14 protein-coding genes and 1 tRNA gene are annotated in these 19,269 nt (G+C 55.2%); 9 read left to right on the top strand and 6 right to left on the bottom strand.

Features of this window, described 5'->3' with window-relative positions:
- Positions 1-13 precede the first annotated feature (13 nt).
- The 3 genes from HMPREF9141_RS07110 (at position 14) to HMPREF9141_RS07100 (ending at position 3,891) form a co-directional block, all read left to right on the top strand.
- Complete coding sequence (locus HMPREF9141_RS07110; RefSeq protein WP_007367953.1) at positions 14-1,039, top strand: hypothetical protein; 1,026 nt, start codon at positions 14-16, stop codon at positions 1,037-1,039.
- A 5-nt stretch (positions 1,040-1,044) separates the two neighbouring features.
- Positions 1,045-3,405, top strand: a complete 2,361-nt coding sequence (locus HMPREF9141_RS07105) for a hypothetical protein (protein ID WP_007367952.1) — start codon at positions 1,045-1,047, stop codon at positions 3,403-3,405.
- 123 nt (positions 3,406-3,528) lie between these two features.
- Positions 3,529-3,891, top strand: coding sequence for a hypothetical protein (locus tag HMPREF9141_RS07100; protein WP_007367951.1), 363 nt, complete (start codon positions 3,529-3,531; stop codon positions 3,889-3,891).
- Between the two features lie 138 nt (positions 3,892-4,029).
- Here the strand turns inward: HMPREF9141_RS07100 and HMPREF9141_RS07095 are convergent, their stop codons facing one another.
- The 4 genes from HMPREF9141_RS07095 to HMPREF9141_RS07080 all read right to left on the bottom strand — a co-directional run bounded on the left by HMPREF9141_RS07095 (position 4,030) and on the right by HMPREF9141_RS07080 (position 7,905).
- Positions 4,030-5,223, bottom strand: a complete 1,194-nt coding sequence (locus HMPREF9141_RS07095) for a tyrosine-type recombinase/integrase (RefSeq protein WP_007367950.1) — start codon at positions 5,221-5,223, stop codon at positions 4,030-4,032.
- A 134-nt stretch (positions 5,224-5,357) separates the two neighbouring features.
- Positions 5,358-5,430: transfer RNA gene (locus tag HMPREF9141_RS07090), tRNA-Pro, on the bottom strand.
- A gap of 78 nt (positions 5,431-5,508) precedes the next feature.
- Entirely contained in the window at positions 5,509-6,825 is a 1,317-nt protein-coding gene (locus tag HMPREF9141_RS07085) for a UDP-N-acetylmuramoyl-tripeptide--D-alanyl-D-alanine ligase (protein ID WP_040554663.1), read from the bottom strand.
- Positions 6,826-7,071: 246 nt separating this feature from the next.
- Positions 7,072-7,905 (bottom strand): SPFH domain-containing protein, encoded by an 834-nt coding sequence (locus HMPREF9141_RS07080; protein WP_007367948.1) that lies wholly within the window; start codon positions 7,903-7,905, stop codon positions 7,072-7,074.
- A 485-nt stretch (positions 7,906-8,390) separates the two neighbouring features.
- Between HMPREF9141_RS07080 and glpA the strand changes: the two genes are divergently transcribed.
- From glpA to HMPREF9141_RS07050, 6 genes are all read left to right on the top strand, one after another.
- Positions 8,391-9,998 carry an anaerobic glycerol-3-phosphate dehydrogenase subunit A gene (glpA, locus tag HMPREF9141_RS07075; RefSeq protein WP_007367946.1) on the top strand — a complete coding sequence of 536 codons (1,608 nt, stop codon included), beginning with the start codon at positions 8,391-8,393 and terminating at the stop codon, positions 9,996-9,998.
- Positions 9,999-10,161: 163 nt separating this feature from the next.
- Positions 10,162-11,412 (top strand): glycerol-3-phosphate dehydrogenase subunit GlpB, encoded by a 1,251-nt coding sequence (gene glpB, locus HMPREF9141_RS07070; RefSeq protein ID WP_007367945.1) that lies wholly within the window; start codon positions 10,162-10,164, stop codon positions 11,410-11,412.
- A gap of 4 nt (positions 11,413-11,416) precedes the next feature.
- Positions 11,417-12,670 carry an anaerobic glycerol-3-phosphate dehydrogenase subunit GlpC gene (gene glpC, locus HMPREF9141_RS07065; protein ID WP_007367944.1) on the top strand — a complete coding sequence of 418 codons (1,254 nt, stop codon included), beginning with the start codon at positions 11,417-11,419 and terminating at the stop codon, positions 12,668-12,670.
- Positions 12,671-12,757: 87 nt separating this feature from the next.
- Complete coding sequence (glpK, locus tag HMPREF9141_RS07060) at positions 12,758-14,248, top strand: glycerol kinase GlpK (protein WP_007367943.1); 1,491 nt, start codon at positions 12,758-12,760, stop codon at positions 14,246-14,248.
- A 184-nt stretch (positions 14,249-14,432) separates the two neighbouring features.
- Positions 14,433-15,179, top strand: a complete 747-nt coding sequence (locus HMPREF9141_RS07055; protein ID WP_007367942.1) for an MIP/aquaporin family protein — start codon at positions 14,433-14,435, stop codon at positions 15,177-15,179.
- A 120-nt stretch (positions 15,180-15,299) separates the two neighbouring features.
- Positions 15,300-16,052, top strand: a complete 753-nt coding sequence (locus HMPREF9141_RS07050) for a hypothetical protein (protein WP_040554659.1) — start codon at positions 15,300-15,302, stop codon at positions 16,050-16,052.
- 586 nt (positions 16,053-16,638) lie between these two features.
- Here the strand turns inward: HMPREF9141_RS07050 and HMPREF9141_RS07045 are convergent.
- Positions 16,639-17,541: a hydrogen peroxide-inducible genes activator gene (locus HMPREF9141_RS07045; RefSeq protein ID WP_007367938.1), complete on the bottom strand. Its 903-nt coding sequence runs from the start codon at positions 17,539-17,541 to the stop codon at positions 16,639-16,641.
- 163 nt (positions 17,542-17,704) lie between these two features.
- Positions 17,705-19,258, bottom strand: coding sequence for a RagB/SusD family nutrient uptake outer membrane protein (locus tag HMPREF9141_RS07040; protein ID WP_007367937.1), 1,554 nt, complete (start codon positions 19,256-19,258; stop codon positions 17,705-17,707).
- Positions 19,259-19,269 lie beyond the last annotated feature (11 nt).

Here is a 19,269-nt window from a genome sequence, read left to right as displayed (position 1 = left end):
AAAAATAGATATTATGGCAACAACAGCAAGAAACCAGATTACCATTGTAGATTTGAATGACGCAAAGAGCGTACAGGTGTATTTCACAGCCACGCAGGGCTTCTCGCAGGGCTACAACCCCGACACGCACCAGTTCAGCCCGAACTACCCCTCGTCAAACAACGTCATTACGCCCAAGGTGTATGAGACAGGAGACGCGAACGACCACCTCGCCCGCTGCTCGAACGTGAAGTACACCATCGGCGGAACGGCCTATACGGCAAGCTCAGGCAACGCCTCCTACGTGGTCGGGGCCGACGGCACGATGACAATCAAGGCCAACCTTTCCGGCAACCTCAACGTGACGTTCGAGGCGGACTACACCGACGAGGACAACATCGTTTCGAAGATCGGCGGCTCGTTCACCATTATCCGCAACGAGAGCAGCGGGGCCCTCTTCCAGGTGGTGCTCACCGCCCCCAAGGGCAACATCTTCGACAAGTCCGTGCCCGGAGACCTCACCGTGCAGGCGCAGGCCGTACGCGGCGGCGTGAAGGACGACACGAACGTCGCCTACGGCTTCCAGCAGTTCGACATCGCACAAGGCAAGTGGGTGTCTGTTGCGGCGGGAAGATCCAACGGCAAGACGCTGACAGTGAAGCCTGACGACGTGCTGAACTTCCAGACTTTCAAGTGCATTGCCACCGATGCCGGCGGAACGGACAAGGCGGCCACGGCAGAGGCCATTATCACGTTCGAGGACAAGACCGACCCATACACTGTCGAACTCTACTGCCCGACAGGCGACAAGATTGTCAACGGCACTGGTTCTACGACCGTCAATGCCCGTGTGTGGCAGGGAGGCAAAAAGATTGAAGACGAGAACACACCGGCGGCGAGCCGCAAGTTCAACTATGCGTTTGCGAAGTTCGACAAGGACGGCAAGCCGCAGAACTGGAATGGCACCACCTCGAACATAAAGACCGGCAATCCGATAACCGTGCTCGCTGCCGAGGTGAACACGAAGACGACATTGGTCTGCGAAATCACTAAAAAGTAAGGATTATGGCCGTCGCAAGAAACCAGATTACAATAACGAGCGAACAACGTGATTACACTTTCCTCCGTTACTCGGATGACGGAGGAAAGACGTTCACGGCGGCGCGGCCCATAACGCAGGCGCAGGCCGACGCACCCGGGAGGAACCTCGCACGCGGCACGGCGGATTTCAGCGGCGGAAAGGCGAACTGGAACATGGACTACAGAATCAAACCGACGGACGAGAAATACATGGGTCTGACGGTCATCCGCATTCCCGATTCGTGGAACCAGGCCGGCTCGATAGTCCCCTGCAGGGCGGGCAAGACCTACACTTTCTCCTTCTGGGCGAGGGTTGATGAGCTGGAAGGTGGCAGATGCGGCGGTGTCATCCGTAATTGCAGAAAAGGTGAACACTACGAATACGTGAGCTATGACGGTATCAAGACAGGCAATAGTCTGTACCTTACATATACGAAGGAGTGGAAACGTCACACGTTCGTCCTGCGCTTCCTGAAGGATGCTCCTAATGCGGCGTTCAGCGTGGAGAAAGACGCAAATGGCAACACGCTGTTCGTCTGCGGATTCAAGGTGGAGGAAGGCGAGACGGCGACGCCATGGTCACCGGCCCCTGAAGACCAGCAGAGGGGCACGACCCCCGGCAAGTACCTCGGCACACTCGTATGGGACAAGCCCTACCCGAGCATGGACACTTCCGCCTACACGTGGAGCGAGGTGCAGGGCATTCAGGGCGAGCGTGGCGAGAAGGGCGAAGCGGCTGAGGTGTATCGTTTGAATGTTGTTGAGGAAACGGCAAAGGTTACGCCGGCAGGGGTTTTATACGTCTCTCTTTCGTATAGTGTTCTTCATATTCAGGGAGGCAAGGTTGAAAATGTTGGTAATCTGGATGATTTCAGGGTCGTGTGCGAATCCGATACGCATGATAGTGCAACTGTTGAAAAAGGTATCGGTTTCGTGTGTAAATACACGATGAATGACTATTTTGCCAACTCTAATCGTCCGAGTTTCTTCCGTGTTCAGCTGTTCAGGGGCAATGAGTTGCAGGATGAGCGTGTGGTGAATGTTCAGCTGGAAGCGGCTTCTTATGTCGAGGTGGTTGGCGATTTGCGCAAGACCGTCTCGCAGCACGGAAGGAACATCTCCAGGATAGAGCAGAAGGCGGACGGCATATCGCTGAAGGTGGAGGGGATGAAGAACGGCGTGAGGAATCTCCTGAAAGGAGGCAGGCTGAATGTCTCGTTCTCGACCTACGGACTCCCGTCCGCTTTCCGTCTGAAGCTCAAGCCCGATACCGACTATACGCTGACGGTCTGCGGACGCATCAGCGAGGATGCGCTGAAGAAGGGACAGACGCTGCGTACGTACGTCTTTGACAAGGACTGGAAGTGGTCCGCTGACTTCGGCATCCAGTCCACGTCGGACACTGCGGCATCCGTCACGTTCCGCATACCGGCAGACAGACATTCGCCGGAAGACTACTATATCAGCTGCTTTCCGTTCCCGAACCAGGAGCCAAAAGGGAAGAACGGTGAGGTGACCGTCAGCTGGATAGTCCTCACGGAGGGCACGCAGGCGGCGGCATCGTGGATTCCGGCAGAGGGGGAGGACGTGGAAGCACGGATGAAAAGCGCAGGGATGGAGATAAAAGACGGCGAGATAACCCTGACGGCCAACAGGACGAAGATACGCAACAACAAGGGCGAGGACATCGCCGTGTTCAACGAGGACGGTACCGTCGACGCCCGCCGCATCCTGATGCGCTGCCGGTTCGGGAACATCACCTTCGGAGAGGTGGACGGCTACCCGAACATCATCATCACCAATGCGCTCAACCAGCCGATGCTCATGCTCAACCACAGGGGCATCGTGTCGCCCTACGGAGCGGACATCGTACTGCTCAACTGCAGCGAGTACTTCACCCGCCGGGACGAAGCCGTGCTCGGCGTGAACATCGTCGTGAGGGTCACCAACATGGGATTCCAGGAGCAGACGTTCGGCGACAACATCCGCCTGACGGCGACCCTCGGGGGAGGGCTCAACAGGACGCTGACGCTCGTGCTGGGCGAGTACCACGTCAAGGGCATCGCCGACCCTGGAATAGCGGTGGCGGCGAAGCAGCCCGTCACGCTGAAGATCGGCGAGACCGGCACGCTCGTCTACGGTGCGCACCACACCGTCGGGAGCACGTCGGGAGGAAACCTCGTAGCACAGTCCGTGTCGTTCTCCGTCAGGGCGACGTATGCCGACAAGGTGGTAGACGGCAGCTACACGGAACGGCTCGACGCTTCGGACGGGCTGCCCGACTTCTCCGGCGGACTGCCTGGAGGCGGACTGCCTGGAGGCGGGAACATCCTCTCCGGACTCTGACGGATGGTGCAACGTGATACATACGTGTCGGAAAGCATAACGCCTGTCCTGTGAACGGAAGCCCTTGGGACAGGCATGAGGGGCATTCTTTTTAAAAAAACTGGATAACAGGAAAGGACAGAAATGAAAACAGTATCTTCGAAAACAGAGAAGACGGTGGTGGCCGACCTCGGCCGCTTCCGCCACGTGGTAAGTTACACGGCAGACGACACCGACCCGAAGGCCGTCAAGGTCATCCGCCTCGAGGACAGCGTCGTGAACCTCGCCGCACCTGGCGTGGCCAGCACTCCGAAGGGAAAGCTCGCATACGACGGCGTGAGCATCAAGGCAGAGGAGATAGACATCTGCCCCTGCTTCGCATCCATCGTGGAAGACCTCAAGGCCGTCTGCGGGGCGATAGAGCACGGCGAACCGCTCCCCGACAGGGCGTTCCCGGCGGAGGAGCAGGCGGAAAAGGAAGAGAAACTCGAGGACAGGGAGGACTGACGCATGGATTCGCAAAAGCCGTTGAAGCCTGAATGAGACGGGCTCTCCCGTTTTCTCCTTTCAGAAGAAAATATTTTGTAGGAAAGATGGACAGGAGGAAGCGTACAAGGCTTCCCTCTGTCCGTTTTTATGAAGAATCTACAGCACTCCCCGGTAATTTAGCAGCAGACGGTTGGCCTGCTGAATGTCCTTCGGCGTATAGATGTCCGTAATCAGTATCGACGAGTGGCGCGCCTGATCCCGCACGCTGAGAATATCCGTGTTGGCGCGGAGCATGTTCGTTATACCTGTATCTTTCAGGCTGTAAAACTTGTAACGGTCCGTCATCTTCAGAGCCTTCCGCACGTGATGGTGCCAGTAGTCCCTGAATGACTTTTCGCTTCTCCGCTCTCTTCCCGGGGCGAAGCCGTCGCTGAACAGGTAATAGTTCCCCGGGCTGTCGAAAACGCGCAGGTCGATCATCAGTCTGAGCACATGGTCAGGCATGGTCAGAACCGCATCGTTGTGATTCTTTGTATTCGTTCCATGCAGCAGCAGCGTTTTCTTGTTGATATCAAAATCGCCCACTTTCAGATAACTCATTTCTTTAGGGCGGACGAAGAGATAGTGTAGGATATAACAGGCCAGCAGGAAATGTCTGTTGTGTTCCTGCAGCCATTTCTTTATGTTTTCCAGTACATCGTCGGGTATTACGTCTCTGTTCTTGAATTCTCCTCTGCGCCGGACAATGGAATAACTCTCGGTCGGATCCGTCGGGATGTACCCGCGCTCAAGAAGATACCTGCAGAAGGTCTTGAGCCAGGAAAGGTAGTTGTTTCTGGTACGGATGGTGTTATTCCTGTCCACGAAAACATAGTCAAGGAACTGTCCCACCAACCGGCTGTCAAACTGATAGGTATAAAACAGATTGATCTTCTGTTTCTCCTTCCACTCCTTCAGTATCCTGACCCTGCTGGTGTAGGATGTGACGGACTCTTCTCTCATGTTATGCTCTTTGAAGAGCTTTAGAAGATAGTTTTCGTATTTTCTGCAGACATCATCAAAGGAGGAGTATTCGAGAGGCTGCACCATCTCCACCCACGGATTCCATCCCTGCATCAGTTTCTCCGTGAGTCTTTTGATGAGGGCCTCGCCATACACCCGCTGGTTGCGTTTGCCCTTGATGTGGTCAAGCATGAACTTCTTGATACGGAACTTCCCCCTCGTTGGGTCAAACGCTGAGAGTGAGACATAGCATTCCGAAGCCTGATGAAGCCTCGGAGTCTTCCAGCCGACAATCTCATTGATTGCCGTCTGCCTGTTCTGATTCTGAAGAAAATTTTTTTTAGGCATTTCTAAATTTTGAATGAAATGCCCGGTTGAACTATCAAATAAAGCAGAAGTCAGGCTTCACCGACTTTTCGCCGACCTCTTGCCCCCCGACAAAGCGAAAGGGGTTGACACTCAACCCCTCCGCTTTAATTCTGTCGGGATGACCGGACTCGAACTGGCGACCCCTACGTCCCGAACGTAGTGCGCTACCAACTGCGCTACATCCCGATTGCTCTGTAAGCGAGTGCAAAGGTAATTATTTTTTTTGGAACTGACACAAGTTTTGCGCGCTTTTTTTCATGTTTGTCACAGCAAAGCGGGCAGTTCGAAGAGTTTTATGCCGTTACTCCCCTTTATCAGGATGTAATGTCCCTCCGGACGGCGGCGTTCTATCTCGGCCTTCACCTCCTCCACGTCACGGAATTTGCGGAAGGCGCACCGTGTCTTTCCGAACTCTTCTCCGACGAGCCACACATCGTCTATGCCGGCTGCTTCCAGCTCGCCGACCACCCGCTGGTGCTCCTCTCCGGAGGCCTCTCCCAGCTCCCGCATGTCTCCGAGGATGGCCATCTTGTTCTCCACCTGCATGAGCCGGAAGTTCTCTATGGCGGCAGACATGCTCGACGGATTGGCATTATAGGCATCCACGATGAGCCTGTTATGCGCCGTCTCGGTCAGCTGCGAGCGGTTGTTGCGGGGGATGTAATTCTCCAGGGCATGGTTCACCTGCTGCGCCGTAACTCCGAAGTGCAGGCCGACGGAAATGGCAGCCAGCATATTGTCCAGGTTGTAAGACCCGACGAGACGGGTCTGCACCTCATAGGTGTTGGAGGAGGGCTGAGGGGTGTTGAGCGCCCGCCAGGTGAATTTCAGGAAGGGTGCACAGCTGACGACCTGTCCCTGTACATCGGCGGTGCTGTCCTGCCCGTAAGTGACGATGCGGTCGAACTCCCGCTGCTCCGCCATCTCCGTAAGGTCGGCATTGCTTTCGTTGAGGAAGAGCAGTCCGCCATGTGCCTTGAGGAAATCGTACAGTTCCCCTTTCGTACGTTTCACCCCCTCGAAGCTGCCGAACCCCTGCAGATGGGCGCGTCCGACATTGGTGATCAGGCCGCAGGTCGGTTCTACATACCTGACGAGCTTCTCAATATCACCGGGATGAGACGCACCCATCTCAATGACGGCTATGTCGTGTTCGGGACGTATGCCGAGCAATGTACGGGGCACGCCCACATCATTGTTGTAATTGGCCTCGGTAGCGTGTACGTTGAATTTCTCTGACAGAACCGCCGAAATAAGTTCCTTGCTGGTCGTCTTCCCGTTCGTTCCTGTTATGCCGATGACCGGTATCCCGAACCGGCGGCGGTGCGCACGCGCCAGTTCCTTGTAGGTCACCAGCGCGTCGTCTACGAGGATGAACCGTGCATCACCGGCCTTGGCGTATTCCGCTTCATCGACTACGGCGTAGCTGCACCCTTTCTGCAAGGCCGCCTCCGCAAACCTGTTGCCATCGAAAGACGCACCTTTCAAGGCGATGAAAATACTTCCCGCAGGGCAGCTTCGGCTGTCGGTAGTCACAACGGGATGCTGCCGGTAAATCTTGTAAATCTCCTGTATGTCCATGCTGATTCCTCTATTTTCAGATGCAAAGATAACGCAAAAGGCAGACAATGCAAAGCAATCCCGCCCATTTTTACAGAGGACCGGAAAGCCGGTCTCCGGAATGCAGACGATTCCCGACCGGTCGGGAATCCGGTTCCCGGCCGTTGGGAACACGATTCCCAGCCGTTGGGAACAGGATTCCCAGCCGGGCGGGAACACGGCTCCCGACCAGGCGGGCGTGAAGGCCGGATGCGGCTGCTGCAGCCTCTATCGGCGGATGTTCCACATCGGTGTCTCGCCGCCTCCGATGAGCACGTCGATGTTGGCGCCGTTCTTCTTCTCGATGACATCCCATGCCCGCAGCTGGATGAACTGTGCGGGGGAGAGGTTCAGCTCGGTCATGTAAGCCTTGTCGGCCACGGCTTTGTTGCGTTCGGCCTTGGCGCGTGCAAGCTCCATCTCCGCCCGTTTCTCCTGTGTCTGTTTGGCCTGGATGCTTGCAGCCGTCTTGTTCATTTCCTCCAGCTGCTCTTTGTTCGGCATGACGCGGTCGGTGATGACCTGCTGTATGTCGATAGGGAAGTTGGCCTTCCGCGACAGTGCGGCAACGTAGTTGCGCATGGACTGCTTGATGCGGTCGTCGAATTTCGCCAGCACCTCACGGTTGCTCATCAGGTCGAACGGCGAACAGGACGACACGTATTCGCGCACCTTGTTGCGGAAATAAGGCTCGATGAAGTTCTCGAACCAGTTCTCGCCATAGTTACGCAGCAGGTCGGGCGTCTGTCCTTTCTTCACCTGGATGATCATGTACATGTTGACATCGAGCGGCGTGTTGTCGTTCGACAGCAGGTCGTCGAACTGGAACTGCATCTTCTGCGGGAGGATGTTGAAGTAGACGGCGGTAGTCGTCGGGGCTACCAGCGTGATGGAGTTCACCGGTTCGTCGTCGACGCGTGTACTGCCGAAGAAGATCGGCTTCATCTTCAAGGCCGCCTCTTCATCGTATGAGGGGTTGACAAACGAGAAGAAGGCAAGGCTCGCTACAAGGACAGCCGCAACGATTCCTGCGAGAATCCATATCTTTCTGGGTGCATTCATGTGAGGTAAATTTATTGGATTGTGATTTGTATTCCGTTGGTTGACTTGTCTGGAGGAAGTGTTCATAACCTATATATAATAATGTGAATATTCCGGTCTGCCGGTATCTTTCATGTGCAAAGATAGAGAAAAAAAATGAGAAACAACTTCTACGCCTTATTATTTGACATCGGTCTGTACAGGCTCCCCCCGACCGGACGGAATCAGGAAAGGGACAGCCGTTCCGGACATAACCTACCGTAAGGAAAAACAGAGAAATCATCCTCATTTTCGTTCAGAAAAGCAACTAAACGAAAGAAAAAAACTTCTGAACGAAAGTAAATATGTAAATTATGTTAATTAATTTGGAGCTTTAAAAGCATTTTGTTTATCTTTGCTGCGAAAAGAAACGATTATATTTATGAACAGCAGGCGTATCGTTCACTAAATCTTTCGTTACGAAACATTATGAAGTAAACTTTTGACCGATTTGAACGACCTATACAATGAGCAGCGTATTAAACAAAGACTATGACGTGATTATCATCGGTGGGGGCATTACCGGTGCCGGCACTGCACGCGACTGCGCCCTGCGCGGACTTCGTGTGCTGCTTGTAGAGAAGTCCGATTTCACCAATGGAGCGACAGGACGCAATCACGGTCTGCTGCACAGCGGTGCGCGCTATGCAGTGACCGACCCGGAGTCGGCTTCCGAATGTATCAAGGAGAACATGATTCTCCGGCGCATAGCCCGTCACTGTGTGGAAGAGTCGGACGGCTTGTTCATCACGTTGCCTGAAGACGACATCCATTATCAGGCGACATTCGTCGAAGCCTGCGGGAAGGCAGGAATAAAAGCCAGTGTCATTTCTCCGGAAGAGGCACGCCGCATAGAGCCGTCGGTCAATCCCGACCTTGTCGGTGCCGTGCGTGTGCCCGATGCTTCCATTGACCCTTTCCATCTCACAACGGCGAACATCCTGGATGCACGCCGTCATGGGGCAGATATTCTCACTTATCACGAGGTGACAGGCCTGACTGTCAGGAACGGACGCATTGAGGGAGTACAGCTGCGTGACAACCATACGGGTGAGGACAGCGAGGCGCATTGCCGGCTGGTCATCAACGCCGCAGGTATCTGGGGACACGGCATTGTCGGTATGGCAGGCATAAAGCTGAACATGTTCCCGGCCAAAGGGACGCTCCTCGTGTTCGGTCATCGTGTCAACAACATGGTCATCAACCGCTGCCGCAAGCCTGCCGATGCAGATATTCTCGTACCGGATGATACGGTGTGCGTCGTCGGAACGACAAGCGACCGCGTGCCATACGAAACGATTGACGACCTGAAGGTAACGCAGGAAGAAGTGGACCTGTTGATAAAGGAGGGCGAGAAACTCGCTCCAAGCCTTGCGACGACACGCATCCTGCGTGCCTATGCAGGCGTCCGTCCGCTTGTCGCTGCCGACAACGACCCTTCAGGACGAAGTATCAGCCGTGGCATCATCTGTCTGGATCATGAAAAGCGCGACGGTCTGGCCGGTCTCATTACGATTACAGGCGGCAAGATGATGACCTACCGGCTCATGGCGGAGCAGGCCACAGACCTGGCCTGCAGGAAGCTGGGTGTCGATGCGAAGTGCCGGACAGCCGTCCTCCCGCTTCCCGGAACAGAAGGAAAGTCGGGCGACAGGCCCCGCCACGTCTATTCTACAGCACATAATGCTGCCGAAGGAAGACAGGGCAACCGCGTGCAGGAAGTAAGCGAGACAAGTGAGGAAGACCGTTCGCTGGTCTGCGAATGTGAGGAAGTGAGTGTCGGCGAAGTGAAATATGCCATCGAGGAACTGCACGTCCACGACCTGCTCAACCTGCGCCGACGCACACGGGTGGGCATGGGCACCTGTCAGGGCGAACTCTGTGCCTGTCGTGCGGCAGGTGTCATGTGCCGGACGGGAATGGAGGCGGACAAGGCACTGGCCGACCTCCGCAGTTTTATCAACGAGCGTTGGAAAGGGATGCGTCCTGTGGCTTGGGGCAGTACATTGGATGAAGCGCAGCTTACGGCGGTGATTTATCAGGGGCTGTTGGGACTGGCAGCAGGAAAAGGATGATGGTGTCGGCAGGGCCGGCAGCCATAGTTTTCTTAACAGCATTAGTGGCAATGGAAAATTTAGAAAAGCCAGAAAAGCCAGTGGTATTAGCAAAGCAATAACTACCGGCTGACCCTGAAAATTCTAACGAGGCAAGCAATCTACACAATCAAAACAATCGACGATGAAATACGACATTATAATAATAGGCGGCGGACTCAGCGGACTCACTGCTGGTATCACACTGGCACAGGCAGGCCGTCGCGTCTGCATTGTGTCGGCAGGACAAAGCAGCCTGCACTTCCATTCCGGCTCGTTCGACCTGCTGGGCTATGATGTGGAGGGAAAGCCGGTCACCCGTCCCTTGGAAGCAATCGGGCAGTTGGGAGCAGAGCATCCCTATGCAAAGATTGGCTTTGAAAGGATTGCCCGGCTGGCGGATGAGGCCGAGACGCTTTTGAATGAAGCGGGCGTGAAGGTGAAAGGCGACAGCAAAAAGAACCATTACCGTTTCTCTCCGCTTGGCAGACGGATTCCGGCATGGCTGACGACCGAGGGATATGCTGTGTGCGAAGAGGCGGACACTCTGTCTTGGAAACGTGTGGAAATCCTGAATGTACAAGGGTTCCTGGACTTCCCGACTGAGTTCATCTCAGCCGGTCTCAAGAAACAAGGTGTGGTCTGTCAGGTGAAGTCTTTTACGACAGACGAGCTGCGCCATGCAAGGAAGAGTCCTACGGAAATGCGTGCGACAAACATAGCGAAGGTACTGGCAGACAGGGAAAACCTGCGCAAGGTCGCCGACTGTATCAATGCCGTCAGCGGAGAGGCCGATGTGCTGTTGCTGCCGGCTGTACTGGGCTTCAGTGACGAAAAGAGTCTCGACGAACTGAAGACGATGGTTGAAAAGCCCATAGCATATCTCCCGACACTCCCTCCGTCGGTATCGGGAGTCCGTACGGCTATCCTCCTGAAGCGGCTCTTCGCCCGTCTGGGCGGTACGCTGCTGGTCGGTGACAAAGCCAATGGCGGTGTATTCAAGGACGGCCGTCTCGTCTCAGTCACTACAGATCATCTGCCGGATGAGTCTCTCTATGCCGACCAGTTCATCCTTGCCTCAGGGTCTTTCATGAGCCATGGACTTGAAAGCAACTACCAACGTGTGTTCGAACCGGTGTTCGACCTTGATGTCGATACAGCCGGGAAACGTGCTGAGTGGACGAAGGAAGATGCCTTTGACGCACAGCCTTACATGGAATACGGTGTGCGGACAGACCGGGATTTTCATGCCATAAAGGACGGGCAGACCGTCGGCAATCTCTTCGCCGTGGGTTCCGTACTGAGCGGACACAACCCTGTCAGGCTCCTCGATGGTACAGGTGTTTCACTCTTGACTGCCCTTCAGGTAGCCAGAACAATTACAGAAAGGAGATAAGGTCATGCCAGAAGGAATACAACTGAAGAATATCAGCGGCAATAACTTGGAACAGTGTCTGAAGTGTTCTATCTGTACTGCGTACTGCCCGGTGTCGGCAGTGGAGCCGGCATACCCCGGTCCGAAGCATTCCGGCCCCGACCTGGAGCGTTACAGACTGAAGGACAACAGGTTCTTCGACGAGGCCTTGAAGATGTGTCTGAACTGCAAACGGTGCGAAGTGGCCTGTCCGTCCGGTGTCCGCATAGCCGATATCATTCAGGCTTCACGCATCAAATACAGCACACATGGTCCTATCCTGCGCGACAGGATGCTGGCGAACACTGACTTTGTCGGTACGATGGCGAACAGGGTGGCACCCATAGTGAATACTACCCTGGGCCTGAAACCTGTCAAGGCGGTGCTCCACGGCGTGATGGGGATTGACAAGCATCGCAGCTTCCCGGCCTACAGCAGCCAGAAGTTCGAGACCTGGTTCAAGCGCAATGCTGCCCCAAAGCAGGACGGATACAGGAAACATGTAAGCTATTTCCACGGCTGTTACGTCAATTATAACTTCCCGCAGCTGGGAAAGGACCTCGTGAAGATCATGAATGCAGCAGGCTATGGTGTCCATCTGCTGGAGAAGGAGAAGTGCTGCGGCGTGGCGCTGATCGCCAACGGACTCAGCAAGCAGGCTCGGCGGCAGGGAGAAGTGAACATCAACTCCATCCGGAAGTCGGCTGAGAAGGGCCGGGTGGTCCTCACGACCAGCTCCACCTGTACCTTTACCATGCGTGACGAGTATGCGCATCTGCTGGGCATAAAGACCGACGACATAAGAGAGAGCCTCACACTGGCCACCCGCTTCCTTTACCGGCTCATAGAGCGGGGCGAGATAAAGCTGGCGTTCCGCAAGGACTTCAGGATGCGTGCAGCCTATCACTCAGCGTGCCACATGGAGAAGATGGGCTGGGTGGTCTACAGTACGGAACTGCTGAAGATGATTCCGGGACTGGAACTTGTGATGCTCGACTCCCAGTGCTGCGGCATTGCCGGTACGTATGGCTTCAAGAAAGAGAACTATGAACGGTCGCAGCAGATCGGCTCCGGTCTCTTCACACAGATAAAGGAAGTCAATCCCGACTGTGTGACGACCGACTGCGAAACCTGCAAGTGGCAGATAGAGATGTCTACGGGATATGAAGTGAAGAACCCCGTCTCGATACTTGCCGAAGCCCTGGATGTAGAAGAAACAATAAGGCTGAATGGTGTATAAACACTTATAAACGCCTATCATCGCTTATCACTGTCACCATCGCCTATCATCACCCCGCAAAATAACAACCTACAAATTATTACTGACATGGAGAAGAAGTTTATCCTGGCCCTCGATCAGGGCACAACAAGTTCAAGGGCTATTGTCTTTGACCACAACGGACAGATCAAGTCCGTTGCACAGAAAGAGTTCACACAGTATTTCCCACAGCCGGGATGGGTAGAACATAATCCCAACGAGATCTGGTCGTCACAGGCTTCTGTGATAGCGGAAGCCATCTCCGCCATCGACATCAACGGTCTTGACATTGCCGGCATCGGCATCACCAACCAGCGTGAGACGACCATCGTATGGGACATCGACACCGAAGAACCCATCTACAACGCCATTGTCTGGCAGGACCGCCGTACGGCCGAGTACTGCGACAAGCTGAAGGCACAGGGGCTGACGGACAAGATTCATGAGAAGACCGGGCTGATTGTCGACGCTTACTTCAGCGGGACAAAGATCAAGTGGATTCTCGACAACGTACCGGGAGCACGCAAACGCGCCGAGATGGGCAAGCTCCGTTTCGGCAATGTTGACGCATGGCTGGTATGGCGTCTGACACGCGGAGAGGTACACGTGACCGACGTCACGAATGCTTCCCGCACCATGCTCTTCAACATCCACGACCTGAAATGGGACGAGGACCTGCTGAAACTGCTCGACATCCCTCTGTCCATGATGCCCGAAGTGAAGTCGAGTTCGGAGATTTACGGACACACCCAGACCACCATCTTCGCCCACGAAGTGCCTATCTCGGGCATCGCCGGAGACCAGCAGGCGGCTCTCTTCGGCCAGATGTGCATCGAGCCGGGTGCCATCAAGAACACCTACGGGACAGGCTGCTTCGTGATGCTGAACACGGGTCGGAAACCTGTCATGTCGAAGAACAACCTGCTGACGACCATTGCATGGAAAATCGGCGACCGTGTCGACTATGCCCTGGAGGGCTCTATCTATGTCGGAGGCTCTGTCGTGCAGTGGCTGCGCGACGGTCTGGGCTTCATCACCTCGTCGTCGGAGATAGAAGACCTGGCTTCCACCGTGCCTGACAGCGGCGGAGTCTACTTCGTACCTGCCCTCACCGGCCTCGCCGCTCCTTACTGGGACCAGTATGCCCGCGGCACGATCGTGGGCATCACGCGCGGTACGACCCGTGCGCATATCGCCCGTGCCGCCCTTGACGGTATCGCTTTCCAAACTTACGACATTGCCCAGGCCATGGCGAAAGACATGGAAGCACCGCTTACAGAACTGAAGGTTGACGGCGGAGCCTCCCGCAACAACCTCCTGATGCAGTACCAGTCCAACCTCCTCGGCATAAAGGTCGTCCGCCCGAAGATCACCGAGACCACCGCCCTCGGTGCCGCTTACCTTGCCGGTCTGGCGGTCGGCTTCTGGAAAGACATTGACGAAATCAAGAACCAGTGGCAGGTTGAGCGCAGCTTCGAGCCTCTTGCCGACAGCGAAGAGATGGCTGCTGCCAAGGCCGGATGGGCAGATGCCATCGGCAGGACACTGACAAACAGGTAGACAGACGGCCGGGGGCAGGCGGCTGCGGGCAATAACCGGCGTACCGGGCGATTATAAGATTCCATCATCGCCTATCATCGCTCATCATCGCCTATCATTGCCTATCATTGCCTATCATCGTCACCCCCCCCCCGCCTATCTCCCCCCAGAAATCCTAAACAACAATTACCTAAATTCAATCATTATGGAATATTCTATGACGACCCAGTTCCTGATGGAACTGATTGGAACACTTGTCCTGGTACTTTTCGGAGACGGTGTATGTGCGTGTGTAACGCTGAACAAGAGTAAGGGACAGAATGCCGGATGGGTGGTGATCACTCTGGCATGGGGTCTCGCAGTCTGCATGGGTGTGCTCGTTGCCGGACCCTATACCGGTGCCCACCTCAATCCTGCCGTATCGCTCGGTCTGGCTGTAGCGGGTATGTTCCCCTGGAGTTCGGTCCCTGTCTACATCGCCGCGCAGATGATCGGCGGCGTACTGGGCGGTATCCTCGTGTGGGTTTTCTACAAAGACCACTACGACGCCACCGACAACGACGCTGCGAAGCTCGGGACGTTCTGCACGGCTCCGGCCATCCGGAACTATGGGATGAACTTCCTCAGCGAGGTGATCGCCACGCTGGCACTGGTCTTCATCATCATCAGTTTCAGCACGAAGGGTAACTGCTGCGATCCGGAACACTTCAAGTTCGGACTGGCAGCCCTCGGTCCTGTCCCGGTGACCCTGCTGATCATCGCGCTCGGTATGTCGCTCGGCGGTACGACCGGTTACGCCATGAACCCTGCCCGTGACCTCTCTCCGCGCATTGCACACGCCATCTGCATGAAGGGCGGCAACGACTGGGCTTACTCATGGGTGCCTGTTGTCGGTCCTATGGTCGGCGGTGCCATTGCCGGTCTGTGCGGTGTATGGCTGCTCTCATTGTAGGAATTGGACATGACTGCTTAGCTCGCATTACATAACCAGATGAGGACGGACCGGGAGGCCGGGACGTATGCCCTGCGGAAACCTTGCATCCTGCACGCCCTCATCACAATACCAAAAACTATGACGAAAAATCTATTCAAAATGGCCTGTGCGGCTGCCTTGAGCCTTGTTTCTTTCACAGCCAACGCACAGAAGCTGCACTTTGTATCAGAACTGGAGACAGCCCACCTGTGGCGCGGACTTGAGGTCTCAAAGGGACTGACCTTCGACAACGACGTCTCCATCTCCGACAACAACGACCACTTCCGCTTCGGACTGTGGGGCGGAATGCAGACGGACGGTGACTACAAGGAGTTCGACTATTATGCTTCCTACACCCATGGCGGATTCAAACTCGCCGTCTGGGACATTTACAACTTCTCCGACGGTATCTATGCCAACGACAAGGCGTACCGTATCTTCAACTATAATGCCCGCACGACAGGACATTTCATCGACGCCGCCGTCAGCTACGACTTCGGCGAGAAGTTCCCCCTGAGCCTTTCCTGGTCGACCATTCTTGCCGGGCGCGACCGCGGTGCTCTGAACGACAAGAACCTTTATTCCACCTTCGTGCAGGCTTCTTACAAGGTTTATGAAGACGAGGATTTCGTCGTGACTCCCTCTGTCGGCGCAGCCTTCGCCTTGAGCCCGGAGGACGGCAGCCATGCTACGTTCTACGGCAAGTCGGCCGGTGTCAACGATGTGCGGGTCAACGTGACCTATAAGCTGAAAATCGGCAAGCATCCTATGCCGGTGACGGCTACGGCCATGTGGAGTCCGGAAGCGAACAAAGGTTACTTCCGCGCCTCCATCAAACTGCTTGACATCTGACCGTCTCCTGTGTCTGTCCGGAACAGGCTGCAGGGGGAGGTTATACCGTTACAGTCCTTTAGTAATCTTGACCAGATAAAAGTACTTAGTATTTAAGAAAATCCCCGGTTGTCGTGATGACAGCCGGGGGTTGTTTTTAGGATTTTCTACAAAGAACAGGTATTCTTTTTGTCCTTATAAATTACTCTCCTGTATGTCTGGATTCTTTCTGAAGTCCATGTCTCTCTTTCTTTCGGGAGAGAGGGCGGTACACGGAATCGGAAGAAGATGGAACTACTTGTAAATAGCTCACAGACAGCAATATGGAGTGCCGTTTCGAAGCAGTACTTACTTGCAGGCCAGACAGGCGTTAATTGACGTGCAAGTAAGCCTTGCTTGGAATGCTGGCAGGCGTTAACCGGAAAGCAGGTGAGGGCTGGTTGGAATCGAGGTGACCGTTTTCATTTCCGAAAGCGTAGGTCAGGATGGAAGAGAAGAAGGATTTTCTGCATTGATTGTAAAGTTTTCTCGTCTTGTGCAAGAATAGTCCTTTCCCGTGTCCGCCGTCCGTTTTGGGTGGAGGATGCGCAGGCCCGTCGCCCGGATGCTACTTGCTGATTTCCTCCGGCAATGAATCCTTGATCCATTTGGCAAACATACCGAGCAGCGTACGGCGGATGAAACTGGGCGAGGTCATAAGGATGATTTCACGTGAAGGAACAGGGTGGGCAAACGGCCGGACAAGTCGTTTCTGCCCGTCGTTCAACTGGGACAGGGCAAGCTGCGGAATGAAGGTGACGCCCTTGCCGTTCTCCACGATCCGCATGAAGGTCTCTATGCTTCCCAGGTTATAGCTCTTCTTGCTCCGTGCCGCCGACTTCAGATGGCAGAACTTCACCAGCTGGTCACGGAAACAGTGCCCTTCGTCCAGCAGCCAGAGGTATTCGCCCGACAGGTCGGACGGACGGATGAACTCCTTGCTGAAGAGGGGGTCGTTTTCAGCCACATAGGCGAGGAACTGTTCATGGTAGAGTGGCGTGCAGTCCATTCCCTCCAGGCCGCCGACCCTTGCCAGAATGCCGGCGTCAATATCACCCCTCCTGACAGCCCTGCACATATCTTCTGTCTTCATTTCCGTAATCCTGACGTCCATCTCCGGATGTTCGTTCATCAGCTGGGGAAAGAAGTGCGGGATGAGATAGGGTGCGATGGTGGGCAGAACGCCCACTTCAAAGGTGCCGGTAAGCGTCTGTTTCTCCTCTTCGACGGTCTGCCGGAGCTTCTTTGCCCTTGAAAGCACCTTCCACGCCTCCTCTATCACCTTCATGCCTGCCTTTGTCGGCTGGATAGGCTGCCGCTTGCGGTCGAAGATTTTCACGCCGAGTTCGTCCTCCAGTTTCTGTATCATCGAACTGAGGGTGGGCTGTGTCACATCGCAGTAGTCGGCCGCCTTTGCGAAGTGTCTGAGCCGGTAGACTGCCATGATGTATTCAAGTTGTTGTAGCGTCATCGTCTTGTCAAGTTTGATATGTCACAACAAAAGTAGGAAAAAAACGCCGGACAATCGCATCCCCGACCTGTAATAATTCTAAAATGGCATAGAAAAAGGGGAACCGGCTGCATCATGCAGTCAGTTCCCCAGTGTAAGGAGAATTTATGAGCAGGCTGCGGATCTACTCGCCGTAACCGGGATTCTGCTGTGCCTTGAGTGTCGGATTGGCATCCGTCTCATAACTTGGGATAGCCGGCAGCGACTTGTAGTAATCACGGTTGTAGCTCCGGGCCTCTTCTGTCAGGACATCATGCCATCCCCGGTGGTCGTCATCCGTGTAGCGGGTGATGGTCTCGTTGTTGCGGATGGCATCGAAGAAACGCTGTCCCTCGCCCACGAGTTCCTTGCGGCGTTCCAGTGAGATGCGCGCTGCCGTGATGTCGGCAGCCGTAACCAGGCGTGAGGTATCTGTTGTGCGGTTCTTGATGACATCGTTCAGATACTGTGCGGCCTTTGCCTTGTCGCCCGACTTGAAGGCGGCCTCGGCAGCCGTGAGGTAGACTTCCGAGAGACGGAGCATCGGGACATTGGCATAGCGCGGGTCACCGCCTACACCCGGCATCTTGTTCAGATAGACCTTCGCTCCGCCGAACACCTTGTCGCCCTCATCCTGTGTTGCCTTCAGGAAGACATCGGCACGGATGTCGGCCGGATCCTGCGCCAGCAGGTCGACGAAGTTCTTCGTGGCGCAGACATCGCTGTAACCGATGCCGTTGTCGCCGTCCTCGGCGTAGAGGTAGGCGATGCCATCACGGTCGTTCCAGTCCTTAGTGTTGGTGACAGACAGTTCGAAAAGCATCTCGTTGAAGTGATCTCTGTTATCCTTGCCCCATGCAGCGACATACTGGTCGCGGGTCCAGAGCTGCTTGCCGGAGTTGTCGATGACATCCTCCGCCGTCGAGAGAGCGTCCGCCCAGTCGCCTTTCGTCAGATAGACACGGGCGAGCAGTGCCTTTGCAGCATTGAGGTTGATGTACCCGACATTCTCCTTGGAAGAGGTCGTCATCAATGCACCGGAGCTGATGGCTTCCTTGAGGTCCTTGATGACCTGTGCATAACATTCGGCAACGGTGTTGCGGCCGGGCTTTTCATTGCTGTCAAGCACCTTGGTCACCAATGGCACGCCCAGCGATGCGCCGTTGTCCTCTGTATAGGTCTTGCCGTAGATGCGGGTGAGGTCGAAGGTGGCCATGGCACGCAGTACCAGAGCCTCGGCACGGTACTGTGCGATGGCTGCCGCCGCCTCTGTCTTGTCGGACAGCTTGCCGCCGTCGGCCGCCTCGATGATGCGGTTCGCACTGCCGATGACCATGTAAGGCGACTGCCAGATGGCCGTCGACTGGCTGAAGCTGCTTGCCGAGGTGTACTCCATCTTGTAGTAGAACCCGGCGCGGTTGCTGCCGAAGTTCTGGTTATACTGCAGATCCTCACCGTGCATCTCGCCGTAAAGGAACATCTGCGCACCATAGTAGTCGGTGAAATTCGATGACCCCTTCAACGCCTGGTACATACCCGTCCGGGCGGTCTCGAGGTCTGAACTGTTCTTGAGTGCCTTGCCGGCATCTACTCCGTCGGAAGGCTGCTGGTCGAAGAAGTCGTCTCCGCAGGATGCAAGGCCGAACGCTACTGCGGCAGCCAGCATCCATGTATATATGTTCTTATAAGTTCTTTTCATAAATAATCATC

This window comes from Prevotella multiformis DSM 16608, assembly GCF_000191065.1.
In the GTDB taxonomy this organism is placed as follows: domain Bacteria; phylum Bacteroidota; class Bacteroidia; order Bacteroidales; family Bacteroidaceae; genus Prevotella; species Prevotella multiformis.
Note: the sequence above shows the minus strand (reverse complement) of the source record. Positions and strands in the feature narration are given on the sequence as shown.